The sequence below is a fragment of the Achromobacter spanius genome, assembly GCF_039673305.1.
Taxonomy (GTDB): Bacteria; Pseudomonadota; Gammaproteobacteria; order Burkholderiales; family Burkholderiaceae_B; genus Achromobacter; species Achromobacter spanius_F.
Genome location: NZ_JBDJLJ010000003.1, coordinates 77,773 through 103,545 on the forward strand (window position 1 = coordinate 77,773; position 25,773 = coordinate 103,545).

The following is a 25,773-nucleotide window of genomic DNA, read 5'->3' on the forward strand; positions in this document are numbered from 1 at the left end:
CAGGCTCCTTTATCCGATCATCGCCACGAAATCGCACTCGATGAGCTTGTCGCCATCCAGATCCGCCTGCATTGTGTGGCGCGCCGGACGGTTCTGCGCATCCGGAAACGCCCGCAGCCACACCGCGTTCAGCGCCGCGCGCTGGCTGCGGTCGCGCATCCACACCGTCATCTTCGCAATGTGGTCCAGTGATCCGCCGCCCGCTTCCACGATGCGGCGCACGTGGTCGAACATCAGCTCGCACTGGCGCTCCAGCGTGTCGCCGTAGGCGCCCGTCGCCGGGTCCGTGCCCTGGATGCTGCCGGAATACAGCATGGGGCCGATCCGGCAGGCGGCGGGAATGGGATTCTTGTGGCTGAAGCCTTCGGCATAGATGCTGCGTCTGCTCATGGCGGGTTCCGTGTCAGGTCAATCTGTAGGGGAGGGGCGCCGCGTTGCAGCGCCCCGGGAGTTGGTTGGCCGCTTCGTTGGTTGCTCAGTCGGCCGCTCAGTCGGTCGTTTAGTTGGCCGTGATGCCGGCGCGCTTGATGATCGGCGTCCAGCGCGCGTCCTCCGCGGCCAGATAGCGCGTGAATTCCTCGGGCGAACTGCCGCGGGCTTCGGCGCCCAGGTCGTCAAAGCGCTGGATGATCGTCGGCTGCGCCAGGATCTTGGCGAGCGCCGCGCTCAGTTTGTTCAGCACCTCCGGGGGCGTGCCCTTGGGCGCCAGCAAGCCGGTAAACGTTGCCGCCTCCATGCCCTGCACGCCGGCTTCCGCAAACGTCGGCACGTCCGGCATCGACGGCACGCGCTTGGCCGTCGTCACCGCCAGCGCTCGCAGGCGGCCTTCCTTCACGTACGGCAGCGCCACCGAAATCTGGTCGAAATTGAAATCCACCTGGCCGCCCAGCAGATCCGTCGTGGCCGGGGCGTTGCCCTTGTACTGAGCAGTCGTCCAGCGCGCGCCGGTCAGCGACTGCAGCAGCTCGCTCACCAGGTGATTCGTCGTGCCGGCGCCGGGCGACGCCATGTTGAGCTTGCCCGGCTCCTTTTTGGCCAGCGTCAGCAACTCATCAAGGGTCTTGGCCGGCAGCCCGGGGCGCACCTGCAGCACCAGCGGCGTGTACGACACCGAACTGATCGGTGCAAAGTCGCGGTCCCACTTGTAGGCCTCGCGCTTGAAGATCAGCGGCGAAAACAGCAGGGGGCCATTCGCGGCCATGAACAGCGTGTAGCCATCCGGATCCGAACGCGCCACCTGCTCGCCGGCGATCATCCCGCCCGCGCCCGGCTTGTTCTCCACGATGAACGGCTGCCCCAGCGCCGCCTGCAATCCCGGCGCGATCAGCCGCGCCGCCACATCCACATTCCCGCCGGGCGGGTAGGGCACTACGATCTTCACGGGCTTCTCGGGCCAGGCGGCATGCGCCATCGAGGTAAGGACGGTCAGCGCCACAGTGGCGCAGGCGCGGAGCGCGGTGCGGTTCATGGTCAGTCTCCTGTGCGTGTCATCGCGTTTTGTTTGTTTGATGACACTCTAGGAATTTGCGCCTTGGCGAACAACGCCAATTTCGCAAAAAGTTCCGAATATTGGACTCTTCTGGAACGACGGCTTGTACGCGGCTTCTGGTTTGAACTCTCCGCATCGGAAAATCAGGCTTGACGCAAGACATGCGCGTGAATATGCCTACAAACTGATGTTCAATATCCGGACTACGGAGCGAGACAACCATGCACTTCCCCGCAAGCGACCTGAACCCCGAACAGACCTACCGCCTGATGAGCGGCATCATCGTGCCGCGCCCCATCGCCTGGATCAGCAGCGTCAACGCCAGCGGCGTCGTCAACCTGGCCCCCTTTAGCTGCTACACCTTCGTTTCCAACCAGCCGCCCATGATCGGCGTCAACATCGGCCGCAAGGCCGGCGAGCGCAAAGACACCGGCCGGAACATCATGGAACACGGCCATTTCGTCGTGAACATCGCCGACGAGACGCTGTTGGACCCGCTGCATGAAAGCGCCCAGGAGCATCCGCCCGAAATCAGCGAGGCCGAACTGCTGGGCCTGGACGTCCTTCCCGGCGCGGTCATCGCCACGCCCCGTCTGGCCGCTGCGCCGATCAGCCTGGAATGCCGGCTGCACAGCGTCACGCCGTTTGGAAATACCGGCGCGGAGTTCTTTGTGGGCGAGGTGGTGATGTTCCATATCCGCGACGGCCTGATGCAGGACGGCAAGATCGACACCGGCAAACTGCGCCCCATCTGCCGCATCGGCGGCCCCAACTACGCATCGCTGGGCCAGATCATCACCAAGCGCGGCATTGCGCAGACGGCGAAATCTGTCATGAAGCCGGAGGCGGCATGAGCGATCCCGAAGATAAAAGCGCGTCCGGCGCGCAAACCGTGCGGCGCGCGTTGGCGCTGCTGCGGCTGATTGCCTGCGGGCAGGAGCGCGGCGTGCGCCTGGTGGACCTGGAACGCATGTCCGGCCTGAATCGGCCGACGGTGCATCGCCTTCTCAAGACCCTGGTGCAGGAAGAGGCGGTAGAACAGGATCCGGAAACGCGTCGATATCTGATCGGGCAAGAAATCACGCTGCTGGGCCTGGCGCGCACGCGGCGGTTTCCGTTATTGACGCTGGCGGATCCGTACATGGCGGAACTGGCGGATCAGGTGGGGGATACGGTGTTTCTCAGTATCCGGCATGGACAGGATTCGATCTGTATAGGCCGGCGTACCGGGCGGCATCCCATACAGGTGCTGTCGATTGAAGTCGGTGTTCGCAGGCCGCTCGGGGTCGGGGTGTCCGGGGTGGCGTTGTTGGCCAGTTTGAATGCCGAGGAGAGTGTGCGCCTGGTGCAAAGCAATGCGGCGCGGCTCGAAGTGCTGGGGGAGCGGGTGGAGGATGTGATTGCGCGGGTTGAGATGGCGCGAAGGGATGGGTTGGCGCATGCGCCGGCCGGGTTGATGCCGGGGACCAGCGCGGTGGCGGTGCCGATTATGTCGGCAAGCGGGGAGGCGTTGGGGGCGATTACGGTGACGGCGATGGCTGAGAGATTGGGGGTGGAGCGGTTTGGGGAGGTGGTGGAGAGGATGAGGCAGGCGGCGGGGGGGATTGCGGGTAGGCATGCGCAGATATCGGATCGGGCGTGAACTCATGAGGGTTTTGCCGGGAGAGTCATCAGGCGCTCGCGTGCATGAGTTGTGATCCATCCGAGATGTCGAATTAAGTTTATCGCTGGGGATGCCGTGATTAATGCGTTACTCATACCGCAGTTGGAGCTGTACGCCCGTGAACAAAAACGAGGAACCGCTGGACTCGACGCAAATGGCAAATCTACCCGTGGAGGGAGGCAGCGGAGTGACGAAGAAATCCACGGGAGAGACTTTCAGCTTTTATCTTACGGTTATCACCCAGTGCGTTGACCTTGTCTTGAAGCTAAGCCCCGTTTTTATGCTGGGGGCCGGAGTAATGCTGTGGTCGTACCTACGTGAGATTGGCTGGACGCATTTGCTATTGCCGACAGCGTCATCGCCGAGCGGCCTGGCGTTTCTCGCGATCAGCGCGCTCGCATTCGTTGGTGCGGCGATTCTTATTTTTCTGACGCCATCGCTTTTCTTTTCTTCTGGACTTGATTTTTATGAGGGCAGACTGACGCCTGCACGCGTGAAGTGGATCTTGGTCGGAATGGCCGCGCTATGGACGATCATTTTTGCCGCCGTCGGGCTGATTGATGCGTTCTCGGAGAAATTTTCGGCGGGTTGGGCTCTGGTGTGTCTTTATTTCGCCGGCCTGGTGGGTTACGCCTTGCCGGGATATTCGGCGGCATGCGACGCATGCGAAAAGCAAAGTGCGGATAATCAGAAAAACAAGCGGCGGGAAGATGATGTCGAAAGGCTGTGGCGCGCCAAATTCTTCGAGTTCTGGCTGATGCCAGGCTCCGAGGATGCGGACCTGGAGCGCCCAACTGGAGAAACGCCGTTGGGGCAAGAAGATGCCGGCGGCGATAGGCAGAAAACCGCTCGGAAAGTGCCTGCGGCGTTTGCTTGGCTACGTCCTTTCCTTGTGGTGTTCATGGCGCTCGCCGTCGTAGTAACGACGAGTTGGCCGGTGCTGGTCCTCATCAGGCTGTGGGGAGAGCAGTTGGAGTCCAGCATTGGGTACATTCCCGCCTTCTTCATCATTCTGCTGTGTGGTGGCTTGGCGATCTTGCCCGCGTTTACCTACTTGCACACCCGGAGCCAGAATGTGAGTTCCGTCGTGGCGGCCAAACGTGCAAGTGTGGCAGCAGGAGGGCTGGTTCTTCTTTCCTTGTTTTCGATGATATATGCACCGATCCGCGATAAGGTCTTTCATTTGCTGGAGATTCAGAGCTCGCGGGAGGAGTATTTTCTGGTTTCCTCGCCTACAGCCATTCAAGGTTTGGGGATGCTTGGCTTTCCCCTGGCCGCAATGCCGCTGTCCGTATCAGACTGGAGCAAAAAACTTTCAACCGTGAGGCCAGAGACGGACAGCTCATCGAAAACGGATGAGGGAGCGAAATCGAAGATGCCCGCGGAGCAGAATCTCATGAATGCGCCTGCAGTGGCGGCGAAGCTGGATGCTCCAATGATCGTGCAAGCCTGGGTCGGTTACTCGTTTGGGGATACCATACTGCTGTGCAGATGGCGTGCCGGCGAACGACCGGAAAAGCGCGATGTACCGGTCCCTCATGGACATTCCGGCAGCAATGTGTGTTTGCCCTTGGCCCGTTCCGAATTGCGGCGCTTGGCGAACGTTAGCGCTGACAAGAGTCCAGCCGTGCCGAATAGTCCTTGATCTAGGGGAGGGTTACTTGGCACTCGCGGGGAGGCCGTCTTTCCCAAATGCACTTTCAATTTCAGACCAAGCGTCTATTTCGGAAGCGCCTCCGCTTACCTGGCTTTTTCTGAATGCTGACCGAGCGAACGGATTAACGCGCGCAGTCCGAGGACTATGGGCAGGATCAGAATTGCGAGCCAGCTCGCCAGCCATCCGGCCCACACCCACCGATATTGCCAGGAGATGAATTCAGGCGCGCCGTTGTCGTCATACCATGGGTCGATGGAGATCAGTGCCAGTCCCACGGCATAGCAGACAATCAAGGCCACGAGGGTCGTGGTAATCGCAGACGGAGCCGATTTCACCGAGCGCTTCTTCCAGACATGCGCCAGCCAGATCGCCAGGACGACGATGAATGCAAGGGGGAAGAGAAGGATCATCAACATTGCGCACACTCCGTCTCGCGAGGAAAGAGGTATTACTTGCTGCCAGGAACGGCGGAGTTGCGGCCCGATGTGACGGAACCGCAATGCTCCCCCGGATCAATACTCTCCCAGAAATTCCTCCGGGTCGGCCTCGATCTCGACGATCGAGCCCATCAGCAGCGCGGCAAAGTCCGGTGCGACCCAAGTGATCTGGTCCGGGTCATGGGTAAACGCGATGATCTGTCCCGGCGTGCCGGCCTCACCCGGCGTGTGGTCTACCATCAGCAGCAGCGTTCCCGCGCCAAAGCTGGCAAAGGGCAGCCAGCCCGGGTGAAACCAGCCTTCCCTGATGCGCGCATCGGTCGACGCCGGCTCATCGAAGCCGGCATATCGCGGGGCTCGTCTGGCCATATGCGCCCGTTCGGTCGTTGCCTCTTCCAGCGATAGAAATTCATAGCCGGTCAAAAAGCCTGGCCGCATGAATACCGGCGCATCGCTGTTGCCTCCATTGGCAAGAAGCCAAGCCTGCCTGACTTCCGCAGCGATAGGGAAGCCGAGTTGCGCCTCTACCGCTTCCACCACCGCGCTCGTGGCACCCGCGTTTAGGCCTGGCTCGAACGCTCGCGCTTCGTAGACCGCACGGAGCCGGACAAGGTAGTCGGAGAAATTCATTGCCTGTTGCCCTTCACTGTTCAGAATTGCATGCGAAAAGGTGCCAAGGCTACCACTTTGCGCCTTCTAATAATTCTTGGGCGGAAGCGTTATCTGTGCGGTTGGCTGCGCCGGGAAGCGGGGCGCGGATGTGCCGATTTAGCGCGGAAAAGGCTCGACTCGCGGCTCAGACGCGTTCCTCGAGGCGACAAGACAAATAGGACTGGTCCTGGAAAAGAATAGAAATTTTCCTATATGCAGGGCTTTGTCTGCCGTAGTCCAATCCTGTCCATCAATTCGATGCGACTGCTCCAAAACCGATGTGGCCAACATTGTGGATTTGCAGTTTGCGATTTGCCCTCCTCGAATCCGGCGGGCGATTTGGTATCTATCCTGTGGATTGCAAACGTATGAAACTTTTTCCTGTTGGCGCCGCGATGCTATCCGCTGCGATGTTCCTTTCGGGCTGCACGACGCGTCCTCCCGCTCTGGCCGGCAAAGATGCCGAGGCGGTGGATAAGAACCAACAGTGCTATCAGGAATTTGCCGCGCTGAAGAATTTGAATCCAAGCGCCTATGAAACCTACAAAGCGCAGCTGGATGCCATCAACAAGAACCACAATCTCTACAAGTCGAACGCCACCGCAATTGATGGCAAGGCGGCCGAGGTAATGCAGACCGAGATTGACAGGGTGCTTTCGCTGGTTTGTTTTCGCATCAACAATGCCATTTACGTCAACATGATGCAGCGTGCACAAGCCCTGCAGGACCAGCTATGAGCAAGCCCATCAGTACCGCGCTTTGCTGTGCGTTAGTGCTAGCTGCCGGGAATGCGAATTCGGCTCCAACCAGCCTTTTGGAAAGACTGGCGGAAGAGTCCATCATCGGCGACGGTTCGAACGTTGCTTCTCCTAGTCCCGTCGTTTCGCCCGCCGCATCGCCGTCTGCCCGGCAACTCGACGAACTGAAGCTGCAACTGAAGGAAGCGCTGGGGCAGAAGCAGGAGGCCGAGGCGGAACTCGCAGTTTTGAAGGCAAACGCGAACCAGAATCTCAATACTGGCGCGGCTTCAGCCCAAGACGCAGGTGCGTCAAACGGGGACGCAGCGGGACTGCAGCAACAGATTGCCGAATTACAGGCGCAGAACCGGCAGCTTGCCCAGCAAGGGAAAGACCAAGATAGGGCGCTGGCCGATCTTCATGCGGTCAATGAGCAATTGAAGGAAAAACAGAATCTCCCGCCCGCAGGTCGTGAACGCAGTGACGCCTCGGGCGCCGCCAAGCGGATCATCGACGCCAAAGCCTCCAAGGATGTTCGGATCAGTTACGCCCTGGGCGCATGGTATGGGGACAGCGCCACTTACGAAACCCGCAAGCTTCGTTCCATCGACAAGACGCTGGATGTGCAGGCTTTCGCGCAGGGATTCAACGACAAGCTGAACAACGCCATGCAGATACCCCAGGATAAGCTCGCAGCCGAGCTTGCCGGTGTCGAGAAGCAACTGGACTCCGCGATGCTCTCGAACAACCAGAAAGTGAGCAAGACGCTGCTGGCCGAGGCCTTGAAAGAAAAGGGCGCGGTCAAGATGCCCGACGGGAGCGTTTATCGAATTCTGACGAAGGGGAAGGCGCCGTTTGTCACTGCGCAAAGCGACATTCTGCTTGAAGTCGAAGAAAAGCTTGGGACGGGAGACGTGATTAGTCCCGGCGTGCCAACCGGCGTGAAGGTTCCGGATTTGCCGCCAGCGTTCCAGACCGTGGTGACCCAACTGGGGTTGGGCGGTTCCGCCAGGTTCCATGTCCCGTCCGAACTCATGGCGGGAGACCAGGCAGATGCGGGTGCGATACCACCGGGGATGGTCGTGGTTATTACGCTCAAGGTTGCCGGCGTCAAGTAGAAGCGCTTGCTGCGTCTGCCATGCACTGGTGGCCGGGACTGTCGAGAGCGTTTCCGGGCAATTCGTGAGGCAACCTCAGAGGCGGAATCTCGTCAGGACTTGGCGCCAATCTTGGGGTAAGAGGCCTGCCACTCCCGAAACAGCTCAAATAACCTGAACCCCACATAGTTCCTGTGCTGCCCGCGGTAGTAGCAGTTCCAGTAGCTGATCATTCGCTGCCGGATCAAAGCCATATACGTGGAATTGCGGGAGAAGAACTCACCGTAGATTTCCCGATTCATCAATCCCGAATTGCGCTCAACGGCGTGAAGAATTTCCACAACGTATTCGCCGCATAACTGCGCAACGAACGGCGCAACCCATGGTGCCTGTGCCCGCGTCAGGCGTTCGACCTGACGCTCGCGTACGCGTCCATCATGGTGCCGAGAAAGCACGCATGCGTGGATGAGCGCCTGGGCGTCGGTCAAAGGAAGCGTGGGATTGAAATCCTGTTGGATTCGATACGGGATGATGACCAGTTCGCCCTGCACACTAACCGGCGTTCCCTGATCATGGTTGAAGCTGGGCCGAATCAGCGCAACGACGCTGTTCACGTCTGCCCGAATTCGGGCAGGAAAGGCCTGCACCAGAGAATCTATGCGAGCGGCGCCGGTCGAGGGCCTGAGGGACGGCATCCCTGCTCACGCGGAAATTTCTTTCGCCGCTTCCCGCACAAAAAACCGGTCCTTCAATTCCTGCAGCCCAATCCGCTCGAGCATCTCCGTCAACCGCTCCGTGGGCTTCCTGGTCGGCAGGTTTTTGTACTGCGCAATGATCAGCTCATTCTTCATCGAATGCTCCCATCCGACCAGTTCAGTCACGCTGACTTGATACCCGTGGGCTTCGAGCTGCAAGCAGCGCAGCACGTTGGTGATCTGGCTTCCAAACTCCCGCGTATGCAGGGGATGCCGCCAGATTTCCGCCAACGGATCCGCCAAGGCCTTCGCCTTATTCTTTCTCAACACCGACGCCACTTCGGCCTGGCAGCAAGGCACCACCACGATGTACTTGGCCTGCTTCTCCAGCGCAAAATGAATCGCGTCGTCGGTGGCGGTGTTGCAGGCATGCAGGGCGGTGACGACGTCGATGGACGCGGGCAGTTTGTCCGAGGTGATGGACTCGGCCACCGACAGGTTCAGGAACGACATCCCGCCAAACCCCAGCCGCTTGGCCAGTTCTTCTGACGACTTCACCAGTTCTTCGCGGGTTTCGATGCCGTAGATGTGGGAGCCGTTTTTCAGCGCCTCTGGCTGTTCCTTGAAGAACAGGTCATACAGGATGAACCCCAGATACGACTTGCCCGCGCCGTGGTCGGCCAGGGTGACGGCGCCGCGCTGCTGCTGAACGTCCTTGAGCAGCGGCTCGATGAACTGGAACAGGTGGTAGACCTGCTTCAGCTTGCGCCGGCTGTCCTGGTTCATCTTGCCGTCGCGGGTCAGGATGTGCAGGGCCTTGAGCAGTTCGATTGACTGGCCGGGGCGGATGTCGTGGGTTTTTTCGGACATGGGTAAGGCAATGCGCCCCGCGTGGGGCGGGGCGCAAGGGGAGGCGGAAAGCGTCAGTTTACCGAAAATGCCGTGGTTACCGCCTGGGCCTACCTCGCGCTATGACGCCGACGGCGGGGCGACGGCGGCGCCTTCGATGCCGTGGCGGGCCAGGGCCAGGGCGACGAAGCCGCTGCGTTTCATGTCTTCCACGAATTCCGTCAGCACCCGGGCGGCGGCCGTGCCACGGCTGCTTGGCAGGCCCATGGCCTGGCGGATGGTCATGAAGCTGCCGGGCAGCAGGCGCAGGCCTTCATGTCGCTTGGCGTCGGCTTCGAGTTGCTGGCGCACGCCGGCGGCGACTTCGGTGCCTTCTTTCAGGAATGTGTCGACGACGGTGGGCGAGGTGTCGGCGCGGGTGATGGTGGCGCGCTTGAGTTCTCGCGTGAGGTACAGGTCGTAGGCGCTACCTTTGCCGACGGTGACGCGATGGCGCGCGTCGTCGACTTCCTGGATGTCGCGCAGGAGCGAGTCGTTGCGCACCAGGTACGCGCCTTCTATCAACACATAGGCGTCGGTGAAGGTGATGCTGGTGGCGCGCTTGGGGTCGATGGCGAAGAAGCCGAAGTCGGCGGCGTCCTGGCTGACGGTGTCGACGGCTTTGCCGGCGCTGTCCAGGACGATAAGTTCCAAGGGCAGGGCCAGCCTGTCGGCGAAGGCGCGGGCCAGGTCGACGGAGACGCCGGCAGGCGCGCCGGTACTGTTCCGGCAGGCGAGGATGGGGTTGCCCAAGTTAATGGTGGCGCGCAGCACGCCGGTGGGGGCGATGGCCTGGATGGTCTTGGGGTCGATGGCGGTCATGTCGATGATGCGGGTCAGAGTTGGTAGGAGCCGGGCGTTGCCGGGCAGCAGAGATCGATCTGCCGGGGTTGCAGGTTGTCGCCGAACCAGGCGTTGATGGCGGCGCGGCGTTCGCCCACGTACACCGGCGCGCCATGCTCATCGAGCTTCATGCCCAGGTCGTGGCCGGGAATGAGCAGTGTGCCTTCGCGCTTGCGCCACCATTGCCAGATGCGTTCCAGGCTGGCGTGGCTGGCGGTGGCGTCGGCGGTATCCACGACATGGCCCGAGACCAGTTCCGCGCGGTTCTTGGCGGCGTCGCCCGTGAACAGGACGGCCTGGCGCGGGTCATCCACGTAGAACAGCAGGTGGCCCGGCGTGTGGCCGGGCGAGGCGATCGCGGTGATTGCCGGCAGGAATTCGTCGCCGTCGCCGATCCGGCGCACGCGTGGCAGATGATTGAGCTCTTTCACATAGAGTTCGGGCAGCGGATTGAATCCGGGTGGCTGAGCCGCGGCCCATTGCAGTTCCTGGTCGCCGATCCAGACGGTGGCGTTGGGAAACAGGGTGAAGTTGACCGCGTGGTCGTAGTGGGCGTGCGTGAGCACGACGTCGGTGATGTCGTCCGGCGCGACGCCGCAGGCGTCCAGATGCCGGGCGAGTTGGTGGCGTATGCCGAATGCGCCTACGTCGACCAGGATCTTGTGTTCGGCCGAGCGCAGCAGGGTGCTGGTGCTCCAACCCAGGCCGCCATGGCAGACTGCGCGGCCGGGATAGCCCTGGATCAGGATATCAATCTGGTACACGGTGTCACTCCGCTTTGATGTTGGCGTCGGTGATCAGCTTGCGATAGCGCTGCAGGTCGTCGCGAAGCTGGCGGGCAAATTCCTCGGGGGTGCCCGCGACGATTTCGTTGCCGCCTTCGGTGGCCAGCTTGCGCACCACGTCGGGGTCCTGCACGGATTTCACCACGGCATCGTGCAGCTTCGCGATGATGACCGGGTCCGTGCCGGCCGGCGCAAGTAGTCCCTGGAATTGGGTGACGACAAAATCCTTGTAGCCCAGTTCCTGCAGGGTAGGAATGTCGGGGAGGCTGGACGCCCGGCGCGGGCCGGTGACGGCGTAGGCACGCAGCCTGCCGGATTGGATGTGCGGGGTGGCGGTGACGGTGGTGTCGAACGTGAACGCAAGCTGGCCGCCCAGCACGTCGGTCAGGGCCTGGGCGTTGCCCTTGTAGGGGATATGCGTGAGTTCGGTGCCGGTCTGGATCGCGAGCAGATCGCCGGCCAGATGCCCGCCAGCGCCCAGGCCCGCCGATCCGTAGGTTATTGCGCCGGGCTTTTCCCGGGCGGCGACGATCAGGTCGTCGACGCTGCGAATCGGTGATTGTTCCGGCACGACCAGCGCATACTGATAGCTGGTGATCTGACTGATGGGCGCGAATGCTTTCAGCGGGTCATAGGGCGTTTTCTTGTACAGCGACGGGTTCACCACCAGGGGGCCGCTGGCGTCCAGCAGCAGGGTGTAGCCGTCGGGCGCGGCCTTGGCGACGAAGTCGGTGCCGATCATGCCGTTGGCGCCCGGCTTGTTTTCGACGACGATGGTGCCCTTCAACGTCCTGGCCATGTTTGCGGCCACGACACGCGCCGTGATGTCGGCGGCGCCGCCCGCCACGTAGGGCACGATCATCCTGATGGGTTGGGCGGGATAGTCGGACGCGGCGTGCGCCGCGCCTGCTGATACCGCGGACAACAGCCCAAGCGTGAGCGTTGCGAAGCCTTTCATGGGGTCTGTCTCCTTTTGGAAGGCCGCTGGCCTAGCCCTGTTCCTGGCCGGCATGACGGCGCAGCAGCGCCAACACCTCCGCGTCGATGCCGATCCCGTGCGCCCGTTGGTGCGCCAGTTTGGCAAGCTCGATTTCACCTGGCTGGATGACGGGGCGTTCGGAATCCGCGGGCGGGCTGTCGTGCAGGATGGCGGCGAAGTCGTTCATGCGTTCGGCCAGCCATTGCGTCGAGCCGAGGCGCCTGGTGTCGATCAGCAGGAAGAAGTGGCCCAGGTTCTGAGGCTGATCCGGCGCATCCACCCAGGATTTGACGTGGGTGAGATAGGCGGCGTTGGACAGCAGGCCTGCGAACAGGTCCACCATGAGCGCCAGCCCATATCCCTTGTGGCCGCCGATCGGCAGGAGGAATCCGTCCAGGGCCTTTCCAGGATCGGAGGTGGGCAGGCCTTGGGCGTCGGTTGCCCAGGTGTCGGGGATGGGTTGTCCGGCCTTCAACGCATTTCGGATCTTGGCGCGGGCCACGACGCTCATGGCCATGTCAAGCAGGAAGTGATTTCCCGTTGGATTGGGGACCGCGAATCCGATGGGACTGTTGCCCAAGCGCGCATCGGTGCCGCCCCACGGGGCGATGGTGGTCGTGGCGTTGCTGCCGATGATGCTGGCGTAGCCGGCTTCGGCGGCGATCAGGCCATAAGGCGAGATCGGTCCGAAGTGGTTGCTTCCCCGTGCGAATGCCACGCCCACGCCGCACTCGCTGGCGGCCTGCATGGCCGCGCGCAGCGCATGCATGCCCACCAGCGGGCCGACGCCATTGTCGCCGTCAACCAGGCGCAGGGCGGGGGCTGGACTGTCGACGCGGATCCGGGCTTCAGGATTGATTCCGCGCACCTCAAGGCGTTCGCCATAGGACTCGATGCGCGACAGTCCATGGGTGGACAGGCCGAACAGATCGGCCAGCACCAGGACCTCGACCACATCGGTCGCATCCTGGCGCGGCAGGCCCAGGCTTTCGAATGCGCGCACGCCAAGTTCGCGCAGTTCGATTTCGGGGATGACGGCTTTAGAGCCCGTGGTGACAGCCATGTTCAAGAATCCTTGATTGAATAAAGAGGGGAAATCGGGATCATTCGACGGAAAGACGCGCGCTCTTGACGACCTTGCTCCAGCGCCGCTCCTCCGCGTCGATGAAGGCAGCGAATTCCTCGGGGCCGGCGCCGGACACCTCGCTGGCGTCATGCGCCAGGCGCTGGCGCACCGAATCGCTCTTGAGTGCCTGCTCGGCGGCGGCGCGAAGCCGCGACACTGCCTCGGCAGGGGTGCCGGCGGGCGCCAGCAGGCCGAACCATTGCGAGCTTTCGAAGCCGGGGAAGCCCTGTTCGGCCACCGTGGGCACGTCCGGCAGGATGGAAAGCCGGTGCTCGGAGCCGACCGCGATGATCTTGATCTTGCCGGCCTGCGCGTGCGGCAGCAGGCCGGGAATGCCCGCCGCGGCGGCATCGATGTTGCCCGCCAGCAGATCGGTGACCTGCGCGCCGGTGCCCTTGTACGGAACGTGCACGACGTCGATCGCGGTGGCGGTCTTCAGCATTTCGAAGGCCAGGTGGCCGGCGCTGCCGTTGCCGGCCGACCCGTAGTTCAGGACACCGGGCTTGTCGCGCGCCAACGCCACGAATTCCGGCAGGGTGGCGGCCGGCACTTTCTCGCCCACGGCGAACACCATGGGCAGTTTGGCCAGCAGGATGATGGGGGCGAAGTCGCTGCGCGGGTCATAGGCCAGCTTCGGCATCATGGCGGGGTTCACCGCCAGCGTCCCGACATGACCAAGAATCAGCGTGTAGCCGTCGGGCCGCGCGCGGGCGGCCTCCATCGTGGCGATGGTGCCCTGGCCGCCGCCCTTGTTTTCGACGATGACCTGTTGGCCCAGATCGCGTGACATTTCCACAGCCACGGCGCGGGCCACGACGTCGGAACTGCCGCCGGGGCCATAGGGCACGAGCAGGCGGATGGGACGCTGCGGCCACGTGTCGGCATGGGCCGGCGGCAAGGCTGAAAACAGCAGGGGCAGGGTGGCGAGGGCCAGCGCGCGGCGCAGGCAGGCTCTCCGTAGGGGCTTCATGGGCATGTCTCCGGGTCAAGGCCGCTATTGGCTGCGGCTGGGAGACATCGTGCCCGGCACCAGATATCGAGTAAAGTGCAAAAATTAGCTTAATTATTGATGAAAACGCATGAATTTCGATCTGGCCGACCTGCGCGCCTTCCTGGCCGTTGCCGATATGGGCAGCTTTCGCGCTGCGTCGGAGGTTCTGCATCTGTCGCAGTCGGCGCTGTCCCGCCGCGTGGACAAGCTGGAGGCGGCGCTGGGCGTGCAGCTCATGACGCGCACGACCCGGAAAGTTGAATTGACGACGATCGGGCGCGGCTTCGTGCCGCGTGCGCGCAGCGTGCTGAACGAATTGGAGAGCGCGCTGGTCGGCATTCGCGACGTTGCCGAGCGCCTGTCAGGCATGGTGACAATCGCCTGCGTGCCGTCGGCGGTGGCGTACTTCCTGCCGGACGTGATCCGCGAATATCACGCGCAGTATCCGCGTATCCGGATTCGCATCATCGACGAGTCGTCATCGCTGGTGCTGACGGCCGTGGCGCGCGGGGACGCGGATTTTGGATTGACCTACATCGGCACGAACGATGTGGAGATCGAGTTCAAGCCGTTGCTGGAAGAGCCGTTCGTGGCGGCGGTCAGTCGCAAGCATCCGTTGGCCCGCCGGAAATGGGTCCGTTGGGCCGATCTGGAGGATCATCCCTACATTACGCTGGCGCAGGGCAGCGGCAACCGTTTCCTGATGGATCAGGCACTGGTGCATAGCAGCAGCCGGCCGCGCCATTTCTGCGAGGTGCAGCACGTGCCCGCCTTGGTCAGCATGGTGGAGGCGGGACTGGGCGTAGGCGTCGTTCCCCGCCTTGCGATGCCGGACGACGACCACGGCACCCTGGTCAGCGTCTCCCTGCGCGAGCCGTCCATCAGCCGCACCATTGGCCTGATCCATCCGCGCGGCAAGGCGCTGAATCCCGTGGCCAGCCTGTTCTACGATTTGCTGGCGCAACGGGTGGGGGCGCGCCAAAAATAACAGGCCGCATTGAGCGGCCTGCTTCGGGGCTATTTGCGGTGCAGGAGCGCCGGCGTCAAGCCTTCGGGAAAACCGGTTCGCCCAGATTCAGCATCAAGCGATTCGCCCAGGCAAAGATCGCATCCGAATGCAGCAGATCCAGGATCTCGCCTTCGTTCAGGCCCACGTCCTTCAGCGCCTGGATGCTGTCCGCATTCACCGCGGCCTGGGCCTCGGTGATCTGGATCGAGAACTTGCCGATGGCCTGTTCACGCCTGGTGGTGCCAGCGGTGATGGGATCCTCGAACACCTGGCCAATCACATCATTGCGCTTGGCCAGTTGCTCGAACCGCTGCGCGTGCACCGATGCGCAGTACACGCAGCCGTTCACGCGCGACACGACGGTGGCGCCCAATTCGCGCTCCGCGCGCGACATGCCGCCCGGGGCGTACATGATCGCGTTGAAGGCCGTCGAACGCTGGCGCAGGATTTCGGGCTGGTGGACCAGGAACAGGTAGTAGTCCGACACCTTGGCCTTGGGGTGGCTTTCTTCCAGGACGGCGATCTGCTCCGGCGTGGCGGTGTCGACGTTGACGACATCCAGCCAGGCCTTCCATTCCAGCACTTCGTTGGTGAAGCCGTGGGCCTTGATGACGGCGCCAGGTTCGGTGTTGCCGGGATTGACCACGGCCGTTGCCTCGGCGGCGGCGGAGCCGGCTGCCTGGCCTTCGGCGGCCTTCATCGCGACCAGGCCGGCGACCAGGCGCGTCTGGTACGACAGGAAGGCGATCAGCTGCGACAGCGTGACGACGGCGGGCGTGGACACGCCGGCGGCGGGCAGGGTCTTCAGGGCGGCTTCGTCGCCTTCGACCGGCTTTTCGATCAGCTTGCGCGTGTATTCCAGCACGGCGGCCAGGCGCGGGTCGGCGGCATCAGACGGCTTGCCGGATTCGGCGACGGCGATGTCGGCGGCGGCAGCGCCGGCTTCCACCGCGCGGGCGCGGTAGTGGGCAGCCAGCAGCGGCGACGGGGTGATGCGGGTGGCGTACAGCGCGACCAGCAGGCGGTCGGCCAGCGACAGGCCGGGCAGGGCCGGGTCGAAGAGGGCGTCGTAGCTGCCCTGGGTGGCGGCGGCGACCTTGTCGCGCTTGTGGCGCACTTCAAAGGTCTGGCTACCGGGCGTCAAGCCGACGAGCTGATCGACGATGTCATTCGCGACGTCGTAGACGATGGGTTGTTGTGCCATTTAGGAGGTCTCCTTGGGTGTCATTTGGCGGGCGTCGCCGCCGCGCCCTTGGCCTTTACCGCCGCGTCCAGGAACGTCTTCACGCCTTCCCAGGATTCCTGGTCGGCGCGGGCGTTGTCCTTGGGGTTGCCGCCGCTGGTGCTGATCTTGCCGGACACGGGGTGGGCGTAGACGAGCTGGGTGGTGGGCACGTAGGGGAACAGGATGGAGTGGCCGCCGTTCTCGTAATCCAGCCATTGGACGGGATACGGGTGCTGCACGTCCTTCAGCTTGTCCTGCACCATCTTCGAGTACAGGCTGGACGGCCAGGAGCCGTCGTCGGTGCCGGACAGCAGCATGACCGGGCCTTCGATGTCTTCCACGCGGATGCGGGCGCGGGCGACGGCGTCGGGGTCTTGCAGCGCGGTGAGGATGGCTTTTTCGTGGCGATGGGGCGCGGGGCCTTCATCGAACGGGGCCCAGGTGGCCGTGCGGTTGTTTTCCCAGACGTGGGGCAGGGGCTTGCCGCCCAGCAGCCACGTGGGGCCTTCGCGGCCGATCTTGGGGTCGCAGGCGTTCTGGCCGCTGTGGACCACGGCGCCGGGCACATAGGCGACGACGGCCGATACTTCCTTGGGGAAGGTGGCGCCCAGCAGCAGCACCAGTTCGCCGCCGCGCGACTGGCCGCTGATGGCGACGAAGTCGTGCTTGGGGCTTACCTTCTTGCGCAGCCAGCGCAGGCCGGTCTGGAAGTACTCCAGCGGCGTGTTGGAGATGTAGTCGGACAGGCCGGGCGCCTTGAAGTAGGCCAGCGCGAAGGCGGCGTAGCCGCGCGAGGCGTACAGGGCGGCGCGCGGTTCGTTGATGCCGCCGCCGGATCCGTTGAGGATCATGACGGCGGGATGCGATCCCGGGGCGCTGCCGGCGGGCAGGTACAGGGTGCCGACCAGGCCTTCCTCGCGGACCTCGACGCGCGTGACGCCGTCGGACGCCAGGCGCTGCGTGAACGTGGCACGGGTTTCGGCGCCTTCGACGCGGGCCACCACGTCGGTGACCAGCGCGTCGGTCACCGGGTGGTTGAAGTGCTCGCGGCTCTTCGAGTCCACGGGAGACTGCGACCAGATCAGGCCCATGGGGGCCAGGCCGGTGTAGTCGCCCGAGACGGGCGCGTCGCGGGTCAGGTCGACGACGCCGTCCTCGCCCGCCGTGTAGGCGGCCTGGGCTTGCCAGAGCACGCCGTTGCGGCGGGTGAGGGCGGTGATCTCGACGGTCGCGCCGGGTGCGGCGTGTTCGACGCGGATCTGACGCGGGACGTCGATCAGGGCGTCCGCGGGGGTGACGGTCAGGGTCGGCGCCATGGCTTACTTGTCCGAGACCTTGGTGACCATCATGGCGGCCGTGCGGTCGCTGGTCATCGGCGTGACCTTCAGGCCCTTCTTGGTCGCCCAGATGTTCTTGTAGTGGAACAGCGGGATGATGCCGACGTCGTCGGACACGATCTTGACGGAGTCGCGCAGGATGGCTTCACGCTTGGCCACGTCGAATTCCGAGGTGGATTGCTCCAGGGCGGCGTCGACCTTTGCGTTGGTGTAATGGCCCCAGTTGGAGGCGCCCAGGCCCTTCTTGGCGTCGACGGTGGCCAGGATGTTGACCAGCGCGTAGCTGGCTTCGCCCGTGCCGTTGCCCCACGCCAGCATGCTGACGGCGAACTCGTTCTTGTTGGCGCGGCCCGAGTACACGGCCCACGGCACGACTTCCACTTGCGTCTTCACGCCCACGCGGGTCCAGAACTGCGCCACGGCCTGGGCCGTTTCCGGGCCTTGCGGGTAGCGGTCGTTGGGGACGTGCATGGTCAGCTTGAAGCCGTCGGGAAAGCCCGCTTCGGCCAGCAGCTTCTTGGCTTGCGCGACGTCGTTGGGGATGTCCTTGATGTCGGGGTTGTAGCCGAAGGTGCCCTTGGGCATCCACTGGTTGGCTTCGGTGGCGGCGCCCTGCAGGATGCGGTCGGCGATGGCCTTGCGGTTGATGGCCAGGTTCAGCGCCTGGCGCACGCGCACGTCCAAGAGCGGGTTCTTGTCCAGCGGCTTGCCGTTGTTGTCGGTGATGTACTGGTTGGGCGCGGGGTTGAAGCTGGGCTGCAGCAGCATGACGCGCAGGCCGTCGTACGGGTAGACCGAGATGTTGGAGGCCTTCTGCAGCTTGGCCAGGTCGGACACCGAGACCTTGTCGATCACGTCCACGTCGCCGGCCAAGAGGGCGGCGGTGCGGGCGGCGGCGTTGTTGATGTAGCGGTAGTTGACCTTTTCCCAGATCTGCTTGTCGCCCCAGTAGGCGTCGTTGCGTTCCATCAGGACGCGGTCGCCGGGGGTGTAGGAGACGAACTTGTAGGGGCCGGTGCCGACCATGGCCTTGCCCGAGTTGTAGTCTTCGGTCGAGGACTTTTCACCCACGTGCTTGCTGACGACGTGGATCGACGCCAGGTTCAGGGGCAGGTCGGGGTTGGGGGCCTTGGTCTTGACGATAAGGGTCAGCGGGTCCTTGGCGGTCATCGTGTCGATGGTGCGCAGGTAGCCGGCATAGGTGGCGACGCTGCCCGGCACGCCGCGGGCGCGGGTGTAGGAGTAGATCAGGTCGTCGGCGGTGAACGGCGTGCCGTCCTGCCACTTGACGCCTTCACGCAGCTTGAATTCCCAGGTGGTGTTGTCCAGCGGCTTCCAGCTCACGGCCAGGCCGGGCTGCAGCTTGTTCCACTTGTTCTCGATCAGCAGGTCCCAGAAGTGCAGGGCCACCGAGCGGTCGCCGGCGTGGTTGTTCAGCTGCGGGTCCAGCGACGACAGCGGGTCGGCGAAGCCGATCGACAGGTTGTCGGCGGTGGCGACGGCCGAGGCGCCCAGAATGGCGGCGGTGAGGGTCGAGAGAATCAGGCGTTTCATTTTCCGGGGTCCTTGGTAGAGGGGGGAACGGAGTGGGTCCAGCGGCTGCGGCGGTGGCGCCGCTGCCAGTGTTCGTCAGGCCATGTCGTTCAGGTGACAGGCGCTCAGGTGGTTGATGGCGATTCCCTTCAGCGTGGGAACCTCGGTCTTGCAGCGCGGCATCGCATGCGGACATCGCGGATGGAAATGGCAGCCCGAGGGCGGGTTGAGCGGGCTGGGGATCTCGCCCTTGATCGCGGTGAAGGTCTTGTGGCGCGATTTCAGGGTGGGGATTTCGGCCAGCAGCGCCTGGGTGTAGGGGTGGTTGGGACGCAGGAAGACTTCTTCCACGGTCGCCGTTTCCACCACGCGGCCCAGGTACATGATGACGACGCGGTCGGACAGGTGTTCGACCACGCCCAGGTCATGGCTGATGAAGAGGTAGGTCAGGTTCAGCTCTTCGCGCAGGTCCATGAACAGGTTCAGGATCTGCGCCTGGATCGACACGTCCAGCGCGGCGACGGCCTCGTCGCAGACCAGCATGGACGGCTGCACGGCCAGCGCGCGCGCGATGCCGATGCGCTGGCGCTGGCCGCCGCTGAACTGGTGCGGGTAGCGCTGGCGCAGGGCCGGGTCCAGGCCGGCGCGTTCCAGTTGCGCGCTGACGTAGTCGTCGAAGTCGCCGTTGCCGACCAGGCCGTGGATGCGGGCCGCTTCGCCCACGATCTCGTCCACGCGCAGGCGCGGGTTGAGGCTGGCGTAGGGGTCCTGGAAGATCATCTGCACTTTCAGGCGCGCGGCGTGGGCCTGGGCGGAATTCATGTCGGCGGGGCGCACGCCGTTGATGCGGACTTCGCCGCCCGAGGGCGTGAGCAGTCCCGCGGCGATGCGGCCCAGCGTGGACTTGCCGCAGCCGGACTCGCCGACCAGGCCGACGACTTCGCCGGGGTTCACGATGAGGTCCACATGATCCACGGCGCGGGTGATCGCGGGCGGCTTGGACAGGCCCAGCGACTGCAGAGCGCGGCCGGCGGCGCCGATCTTGCGTTCGCCGAAGCGCTTGCTGACCTGGCGCAGGTCGATCAGCGGGGTGGGGGCATTGGCGGCCGCGCTCATGCCGCCACCTCGCTGTGGATCTGGATGGAAGGATGGAAGCAGCGCACTTTGTGTTCGGGTAGGGCTTCGGTGATGCCGGGTTGCTGGCCGCAGGCGGCGGTGGCGCGCGCGCAGCGCGCCGCGAACGCACAGCCGGCCGGCAGGTGCAGCAGGTTCGGCGTCATGCCGGGAATCTGGCGCAGGCGCTGGCCGCGCGCGTTGTTGCTGGGCAGGCTGTCGATCAGGCCGACGGTGTACGGATGCTGCGGGCGGTCCAGCACGTCGTCGACCTTGCCGTGTTCGACGATGCGGCCGGCATACATGACGGCGACGTCGTCGGCCAGGCCCGCGACGACGGACAGGTCGTGCGTGATCCAGATGAGGCTGGTGCCGTGTTGCTGGGCCAGCTTCTGCACTTCGGACAGGATCTGCGCCTGGATGGTGACGTCCAGCGCGGTGGTGGGCTCGTCGGCGATGATCAGGTCCGGGCGGTGCAGCATGGCAATCGCAATCGCCACGCGCTGGCGCATGCCGCCGGACAGCTGGTGCGGGTAGGCGAGCAGGCGTTCCTCGGGGCTGGGAATGCCCATCATGCCCAGCGTGTCGCGCGCCAGGATGCGCGCCTGAGCCTTGCTCATGCCGTTATGCGCGCGCACCGTCTCGATCATCTGCACGTCCACCCGCAGCACGGGGTTCAGCGTCATCATCGGATCCTGGAAGATCATGGCGATGCGGTTGCCCTGCAGGCGGCGCAGTTCACGCGGGGCCAGGCGGGTCAGGTCGCGTCCCTGGAACAGCACCTGGCCGCCGGCGATGCGGCCCGGCGCGTCGACCAGGCCCATGATGGAAAAGCCCGTGACGGACTTGCCCGAGCCGGACTCGCCGACCAGGCCCAGGATCTTGCCGCGTTCCAGCGTGAAGGAAACGTCGTCCACGGCGGGCAGCACGCCCGCGCGGGTATGGAAGTGGGTGCGCAGGTTGCGCACTTCAAGCGTGGCCGGCGCGCCAGCCGAGGCGGAGCGGTCGGTCATTTGTGGGTCCTCGGGTTCAGCACGTCGCGCAGGCGGTCGCCCACCAGGTTGATCGCCACGATGGTGATCAAGAGCGCGATGCCGGGATAGAAGCTGATCCAGTATTCGCCGGACAGCATGTATTGGAAGCCGTTGGAGATCAGGAGACCCAGCGACGGCTCGGTCACGGGCACGCCCAGGCCCAGGAAGCTCAGCGTGGCTTCCAGCGTGATGGCGCGCGCGATCTGCAGGGTGCCGATGACGATCAGCGGCGGCAGGCAGTTGGGCAGGATGTGCTTGAGCATGATCCGCCAGCTGGGGATGTCCAGGCAGCGGGCGGCTTCCACGTATTCGCGGCGGCGCTCCACCAGGGCCTGGCCGCGCGCGGTGCGGGCGTAGTAGGCCCATTCCAGGATCACCAGCGTCAGCACCACGTTGCCCACGCCCTTGCCCAGGTAGGCCAGGATCATCATGGCCACCAGGATCGACGGGAACGACAGGATCAGGTCCACGAGGCGCATGATGAAGGCGTCGACCTTGCCGCCGGCGTAGGCGGCCAACAGGCCCAGCAACGTGCCGATGACGCCGGCGATCAGCGCCGAGCCCACGCCCACCATCAGGCTGATGCGCAGGCCGTACAGAATGCCCGACAGCAGGTCGCGGCCCTGGCCGTCGGTGCCCAGCCAGTAATGGAAGGTGTCCAGGCCGTTCATGCTGCCCGGCGGCAGGCGCGAGTCCAGCACGTCGATCTGCAGCAGGTCATAGGGATTCTGCGGCGAGATCCACGGGGCCAGCACGGCGGCCAGGATCAGCAGGGTGGCCACGACCAAGCCCAGCACGGCCGTCTTGGACGACAGGAACTCGGCCAGGTTGCGGCGCCACGGCGATTCGCGGCGCAGGGCGGGCGCCTGCGCGGTATTGGATACGGAACTCATGCCGAGGCCTCCAGCCGCACCCGGGGGTCCAGCACTTTGTACAGAATGTCCACGATCAGGTTCAGCGTCACGAACAGGCACACCACCACGATCAGGTAGGCCACGATCACGGGCCGGTCCAGCGCGTTCAGGCTGTCCAGGATCAGCTTGCCGGCGCCGGGCCAGGCGAAGATGCTTTCGGTGATGACGGCGAACGCGATGGTCGAGCCAAGCTCCAGGCCCAGCACCGTCACCAGCGGGATCATGGTGTTGCGCAGCACGTGCACACAGACCACGCGGAAGGGCGACAGCCCCTTGGCGCGCGCGAACTTCACGAAGTCCAGCGGCATCACGTCGCGCACGCCGGCGCGGGTCAGGCGGATCACCAGCGAGATCTTGAAGAGCGACAGGTTGAACGCCGGCAGGATCAGGTGGCGCCAGCCGTCGGCCGTCAGCCACGACCACTGGAAGCCCAGGAATTCCACCGTCTGGCCGCGGCCGCTGGCCGGCAGCCAGCCCAGCGACACGCTGAACGCCATGATGAGCATCAGCGCCACCCAGAAGGTGGGCAGCGAAAAGCCCACAATGCTGCCCGCCATGATCATCTTGGACAGGCGGCTGTCGGGATACAGGCCCGCGACCAGGCCCAGCGGCAGGCCGATGAGGACGGCGAAGGTCAGGGCCGTGATGGCCAGTTCAAGCGTGGCCGGCAGGCGCTGGATCACCAGCTCGATCGCCGGGATGTTGTAGACGAAGCTGTTGCCCAGGTTGCCGTGCAGCGCGCCGTTCAGGAAGGCCAGGTACTGTTGCCACAGGGGCTTGTCCAGGCCGAGTTCGGCGATGATGCGCGCGCGGTCCACCTGGTCCACGTCCTGGCCGATCAGGATGTCCACGGGGTTGCCGATGGCGTGCAGCCCCACGAAGACGATCAGCGTCATCAGGAACACGACCACGGCGGCCTGCGCCACGCGGCGTAGCAGCCATGCGGTCATTGCGCGGTCTCCGTCTGCGGGGCGGGGGCCGGCGTAGGGGCTGGGGTCCACTCGTCGCCGAACACTTCGGGTTCCGCAAACGCTTCCATGTTGGCGTAGTGCGTGGCGACGTCTTCACGGTAGAAGAGGCCGGCGATGCCCTGCGCCAGGCGCTTGGCGCCTTCGCTGATGGCCGGGATGTCGCCCGAGATCGTGCCCTGCGTCAGCGCGGCGGGGTACGAGAAGCAATGCACGCGGTCCAGGCCCGGGCAGGCGCCCGGAACCTTTTCCTGCAGTTCGAAGACGGCGCCCAGGTCGGGCGAGTCATGCAGTTCCTGGTCTTCCTGGCCGGCGGGCGGCGTGTAGCGGTCGCCCCAGGCGCGCACGTGGGGCGCCAGCGGCGCGAATTCCGGACGCACGGTCCAGTCGATGCGGAAACCCGTGGAGAAGATCAGGAAGTCCAGCACGAACACGCCCTTGGGCGTGGTGACGTGGATCTCGTCGCCGACCAGCGCCAGGTCCTGCACGCCACAGCCCAGATTGAAGAAGGCGTTCGGGTGGCGCGACACGCGCAGCGTGCTGCCGCGCGGGGGCGGCACCTGCGCGGCGTTGATGTAGTGGCGGATCTTCCACTTCCATTCGTCGGGCAGGGTCAGGTGGCCGTGGGTCAGGCCTGGGTTGCCTGCGCCCTTGCCTTTGTTGATGCGGGGAATGTCGTTGCGGCGGATCAGCAGGTCGACGCTGGCGGCGCCGGCTTCCAGCGCGGTCGCGGCGCTGTCCATGGCGGAGGCGCCCGCGCCCACGACGCCGACGCGCTTGCCGGCCAGGGTGTTGTAGTCCATCACGTCGGACGAATGGGCCCAGCGGTCGCGCGGAAGCTTCTTTGCAAAATCAGGCACATACGCGCCGCCCAGGCCGTCGCGGCCGGTGGCCAGCACGACGCGGCGGGCCAGCACGGTGCTGCGGCCGGCGGGCGATTCGATGTCCAGCTCGACCAGCTTGTCGGCGCGCGGCTGCACGGACAGGATGCGGTGTTCGTTGCGCACGTCCAGGTCCAGCACGCGGCGGTACCAGCGCAGGTAGTCCATCCATTGCAGGCGCGGGATCTTGTCCAGCGCGTCCCAGGCTTCAGGGCCGAACTGGGCTTCAAACCAGGCACGGAAAGTCAGCGCCGGCAGGCCGAGCGCGGGGCCCGTCAACTGCTTGGGCGAGCGCAGCGTTTCCATGCGGGCGGTGGTGGCCCAGGGGCCCTCGTACCCTTCGGGCGCCTGGTCGAAGATCGGCGCGTCGATGCCCAGGTGCTTGAGCGAGGCGGCCGCCGCCAGGCCGGCCATGCCGCCGCCGATGATGGCCACGTCCAGCACCTGCCGGCCGTCGACCAGCCGGGGCGTCACCCAGTTCTTGGCGGGGATTTCCAGCCAGGACAGGTCTTGCCGCAGACGCGCCTCCAGGGCGGGCAGGCCTTGCGGCGGGGTGGCGAGGGGCTGAGTCATATTGCGGGTGTTTCCATAACAGGGGCGTCATCGCCGTAGATCGACTGCAACAGCGCCGAATGCTCGCAGGCGTCGTGCAGCGCAAAGCTGGGCAGCAGGGCTGCGGCGGCTTCGGCCAACGCGTCCGCCATGGCCTGGCAGGCCGGCGTCAGCGTTTGCGACTGCGGGGTGATGACCCCAAAGAAGAAGGGGATGTCCAGGTCGATGGGACGGATCGCCACGCCCGGCATCGGCGCGCCGTAGGCAGTGATGGGTTCCAGCACCGACACGCCCAGGCCGGCGCGTACCGCGGCCAGGGCGTTGATGGACGAATTGGTTTCGATGGTGCCCAGCGCCTGCGCATTGCGCGCCAGCGCGGCGTCCAGGCGGCGGCGCAGCCGGTAGGGGTTTGCCATGGTGATCAGGCGGCGTCCGGCCAGGGCCGACACCGGCACCACGGCCTGCTGCGCCACCGGATCATCTTCCGGCAGGGCAGCCACGCAGGGCGCCTGCCCGATCCAATGCACGGTCAGGCCGCGATGTTCCAGCGGCAGGCTGGTCGCGCCCAACTGGGCGGCGCCCGACAGCACCGCATGCACCACGCGTTCCGGCGAGGCGCTGCGCAACTGCACGCGCGCGGCGCCGATGCGGTCTTCGATGCGTTTGAGCGCGTCCGGCACCAGGCCCGCCGCCAGGGCGGAGGTGGCGGCCATCAGCAGGGGCTGGGCCTGGCCGCGCGCGATCTCGTCGGCGCGGCCGCGGATCTGTTGCAGGCTGGTCAGCGCGCGTTCGACATCGTCATACAGCAGAAAGCCCTGCTCGGTGGGCGTCACGCGGGGGCCGCTGCGCGCGAACAAGGGGTAGCCGATCTCGGCTTCCAGTTCCTGCAGCAAGCGGCTGATCGCGGGCTGCGAGCGTCCCAGCAGCCGTCCGGCAGCGGTGACGCTGCCCGTGGACATGACGGCCGCGAAGGCCTCGAGTTGACGAAGTTCCATGGGTCTTGATTTATGCCAAGGACGAATTCTGGCGGCTCAAGTATGCGCTTTGCAAATAATTAAAGCGCATAAGCAAATTCCCTAATGGGGTTTTCCGCAGGGGAATTGATAACTTCGAGTTATTTCAAGCCCTTAGGCAGAACGCTGCGATGCGGCGCGCTGCCGGGGAGGTCA

General features: G+C 64.6%; 26 protein-coding genes. 6 read left to right on the plus strand and 20 right to left on the minus strand.

Annotated features, from left to right (window positions below):
- Nucleotides 1-9 precede the first annotated feature (9 nt).
- Complete coding sequence (locus ABE485_RS04435) at nucleotides 10-390, minus strand: RidA family protein (protein WP_346513754.1); 381 nt, start codon at nucleotides 388-390, stop codon at nucleotides 10-12.
- Between the two features lie 109 nt (nucleotides 391-499).
- A complete protein-coding gene (locus ABE485_RS04440; protein ID WP_346513755.1) occupies nucleotides 500-1,468 on the minus strand; it encodes a Bug family tripartite tricarboxylate transporter substrate binding protein in 969 nt (322 codons plus the stop codon).
- 242 nt (nucleotides 1,469-1,710) lie between these two features.
- Between ABE485_RS04440 and ABE485_RS04445 the strand changes: the two genes are divergently transcribed.
- From ABE485_RS04445 to ABE485_RS04455, 3 genes are all read left to right on the plus strand, one after another.
- Nucleotides 1,711-2,343, plus strand: a complete 633-nt coding sequence (locus tag ABE485_RS04445; RefSeq protein ID WP_346513757.1) for a flavin reductase family protein — start codon at nucleotides 1,711-1,713, stop codon at nucleotides 2,341-2,343.
- On the plus strand, nucleotides 2,340-3,131 hold the full coding sequence (locus tag ABE485_RS04450; RefSeq protein ID WP_346513759.1) for an IclR family transcriptional regulator: 792 nt from the start codon (nucleotides 2,340-2,342) through the stop codon (nucleotides 3,129-3,131). Before ABE485_RS04445 ends, ABE485_RS04450 begins: the two co-directional genes overlap by 4 nt.
- Nucleotides 3,132-3,270: 139 nt before the next feature.
- A complete protein-coding gene (locus ABE485_RS04455; RefSeq protein WP_346513760.1) occupies nucleotides 3,271-4,797 on the plus strand; it encodes a hypothetical protein in 1,527 nt (508 codons plus the stop codon).
- A gap of 95 nt (nucleotides 4,798-4,892) precedes the next feature.
- Here the strand turns inward: ABE485_RS04455 and ABE485_RS04460 are convergent, their stop codons facing one another.
- Both ABE485_RS04460 and ABE485_RS04465 read right to left on the minus strand, forming a co-directional pair.
- On the minus strand, nucleotides 4,893-5,225 hold the full coding sequence (locus tag ABE485_RS04460) for a hypothetical protein (RefSeq protein ID WP_346513761.1): 333 nt from the start codon (nucleotides 5,223-5,225) through the stop codon (nucleotides 4,893-4,895).
- A gap of 96 nt (nucleotides 5,226-5,321) precedes the next feature.
- Nucleotides 5,322-5,876, minus strand: a complete 555-nt coding sequence (locus tag ABE485_RS04465; RefSeq protein WP_346513762.1) for an SMI1/KNR4 family protein — start codon at nucleotides 5,874-5,876, stop codon at nucleotides 5,322-5,324.
- A 389-nt stretch (nucleotides 5,877-6,265) separates the two neighbouring features.
- Here ABE485_RS04465 and ABE485_RS04470 point away from each other — a divergent pair, with 389 nt between their 5' ends.
- Together ABE485_RS04470 and ABE485_RS04475 are read left to right on the plus strand one after the other, a co-directional pair.
- Nucleotides 6,266-6,634 (plus strand): hypothetical protein, encoded by a 369-nt coding sequence (locus ABE485_RS04470; protein ID WP_346513764.1) that lies wholly within the window; start codon nucleotides 6,266-6,268, stop codon nucleotides 6,632-6,634.
- A complete protein-coding gene (locus tag ABE485_RS04475; protein WP_346513766.1) occupies nucleotides 6,631-7,752 on the plus strand; it encodes an FKBP-type peptidyl-prolyl cis-trans isomerase in 1,122 nt (373 codons plus the stop codon). The genes ABE485_RS04470 and ABE485_RS04475 overlap by 4 nt, the downstream gene beginning before the upstream one ends.
- A gap of 92 nt (nucleotides 7,753-7,844) precedes the next feature.
- On the opposite strand, the gene ABE485_RS04480 is transcribed toward ABE485_RS04475, so the two are convergent.
- The 7 genes from ABE485_RS04480 to ABE485_RS04510 form a co-directional block, all read right to left on the minus strand.
- Nucleotides 7,845-8,345, minus strand: a complete 501-nt coding sequence (locus ABE485_RS04480) for a hypothetical protein (RefSeq protein ID WP_346513767.1) — start codon at nucleotides 8,343-8,345, stop codon at nucleotides 7,845-7,847.
- A gap of 87 nt (nucleotides 8,346-8,432) precedes the next feature.
- Nucleotides 8,433-9,296 (minus strand): class I SAM-dependent methyltransferase, encoded by an 864-nt coding sequence (locus tag ABE485_RS04485; RefSeq protein ID WP_346513769.1) that lies wholly within the window; start codon nucleotides 9,294-9,296, stop codon nucleotides 8,433-8,435.
- A 99-nt stretch (nucleotides 9,297-9,395) separates the two neighbouring features.
- Nucleotides 9,396-10,136 (minus strand): transporter substrate-binding domain-containing protein, encoded by a 741-nt coding sequence (locus ABE485_RS04490; RefSeq protein ID WP_346513770.1) that lies wholly within the window; start codon nucleotides 10,134-10,136, stop codon nucleotides 9,396-9,398.
- A 14-nt stretch (nucleotides 10,137-10,150) separates the two neighbouring features.
- The gene (locus ABE485_RS04495; protein ID WP_346513771.1) at nucleotides 10,151-10,921 is read right to left on the minus strand and encodes an MBL fold metallo-hydrolase; all 771 of its coding nucleotides are present in this window, start codon (nucleotides 10,919-10,921) and stop codon (nucleotides 10,151-10,153) included.
- Between the two features lie 4 nt (nucleotides 10,922-10,925).
- The gene (locus ABE485_RS04500) at nucleotides 10,926-11,900 is read right to left on the minus strand and encodes a Bug family tripartite tricarboxylate transporter substrate binding protein (protein ID WP_346513772.1); all 975 of its coding nucleotides are present in this window, start codon (nucleotides 11,898-11,900) and stop codon (nucleotides 10,926-10,928) included.
- Between the two features lie 31 nt (nucleotides 11,901-11,931).
- Nucleotides 11,932-12,984, minus strand: coding sequence for an Ldh family oxidoreductase (locus ABE485_RS04505; protein WP_346513773.1), 1,053 nt, complete (start codon nucleotides 12,982-12,984; stop codon nucleotides 11,932-11,934).
- 40 nt (nucleotides 12,985-13,024) lie between these two features.
- Complete coding sequence (locus ABE485_RS04510; RefSeq protein WP_346513775.1) at nucleotides 13,025-14,017, minus strand: Bug family tripartite tricarboxylate transporter substrate binding protein; 993 nt, start codon at nucleotides 14,015-14,017, stop codon at nucleotides 13,025-13,027.
- Between the two features lie 109 nt (nucleotides 14,018-14,126).
- Here ABE485_RS04510 and ABE485_RS04515 point away from each other — a divergent pair, with 109 nt between their 5' ends.
- Nucleotides 14,127-15,026, plus strand: a complete 900-nt coding sequence (locus tag ABE485_RS04515; RefSeq protein ID WP_346513777.1) for a LysR family transcriptional regulator — start codon at nucleotides 14,127-14,129, stop codon at nucleotides 15,024-15,026.
- 55 nt (nucleotides 15,027-15,081) lie between these two features.
- Here the strand turns inward: ABE485_RS04515 and ABE485_RS04520 are convergent, their stop codons facing one another.
- The 9 genes from ABE485_RS04520 to ABE485_RS04560 form a co-directional block, all read right to left on the minus strand.
- Nucleotides 15,082-16,251 carry a CMD domain protein gene (locus tag ABE485_RS04520; RefSeq protein WP_346513779.1) on the minus strand — a complete coding sequence of 390 codons (1,170 nt, stop codon included), beginning with the start codon at nucleotides 16,249-16,251 and terminating at the stop codon, nucleotides 15,082-15,084.
- Between the two features lie 20 nt (nucleotides 16,252-16,271).
- Nucleotides 16,272-17,588, minus strand: coding sequence for an acyl-CoA thioester hydrolase/BAAT C-terminal domain-containing protein (locus ABE485_RS04525; RefSeq protein ID WP_346513781.1), 1,317 nt, complete (start codon nucleotides 17,586-17,588; stop codon nucleotides 16,272-16,274).
- A gap of 3 nt (nucleotides 17,589-17,591) precedes the next feature.
- On the minus strand, nucleotides 17,592-19,163 hold the full coding sequence (locus ABE485_RS04530) for an ABC transporter substrate-binding protein (protein WP_346513782.1): 1,572 nt from the start codon (nucleotides 19,161-19,163) through the stop codon (nucleotides 17,592-17,594).
- A 75-nt stretch (nucleotides 19,164-19,238) separates the two neighbouring features.
- On the minus strand, nucleotides 19,239-20,258 hold the full coding sequence (locus ABE485_RS04535) for an ABC transporter ATP-binding protein (RefSeq protein WP_346513783.1): 1,020 nt from the start codon (nucleotides 20,256-20,258) through the stop codon (nucleotides 19,239-19,241).
- On the minus strand, nucleotides 20,255-21,268 hold the full coding sequence (locus ABE485_RS04540; protein WP_346513784.1) for an ABC transporter ATP-binding protein: 1,014 nt from the start codon (nucleotides 21,266-21,268) through the stop codon (nucleotides 20,255-20,257). The genes ABE485_RS04535 and ABE485_RS04540 overlap by 4 nt, the downstream gene beginning before the upstream one ends.
- Nucleotides 21,265-22,182 (minus strand): ABC transporter permease, encoded by a 918-nt coding sequence (locus ABE485_RS04545; protein ID WP_346513785.1) that lies wholly within the window; start codon nucleotides 22,180-22,182, stop codon nucleotides 21,265-21,267. The genes ABE485_RS04540 and ABE485_RS04545 overlap by 4 nt, the downstream gene beginning before the upstream one ends.
- Nucleotides 22,179-23,153 (minus strand): ABC transporter permease, encoded by a 975-nt coding sequence (locus tag ABE485_RS04550; protein WP_346513786.1) that lies wholly within the window; start codon nucleotides 23,151-23,153, stop codon nucleotides 22,179-22,181. The genes ABE485_RS04545 and ABE485_RS04550 overlap by 4 nt, the downstream gene beginning before the upstream one ends.
- Complete coding sequence (locus ABE485_RS04555; RefSeq protein WP_346513787.1) at nucleotides 23,150-24,625, minus strand: NAD(P)/FAD-dependent oxidoreductase; 1,476 nt, start codon at nucleotides 24,623-24,625, stop codon at nucleotides 23,150-23,152. The genes ABE485_RS04550 and ABE485_RS04555 overlap by 4 nt, the downstream gene beginning before the upstream one ends.
- Nucleotides 24,622-25,599: a LysR family transcriptional regulator gene (locus tag ABE485_RS04560; protein ID WP_346513789.1), complete on the minus strand. Its 978-nt coding sequence runs from the start codon at nucleotides 25,597-25,599 to the stop codon at nucleotides 24,622-24,624. Before ABE485_RS04560 ends, ABE485_RS04555 begins: the two co-directional genes overlap by 4 nt.
- Nucleotides 25,600-25,773: the final 174 nt, after the last annotated feature.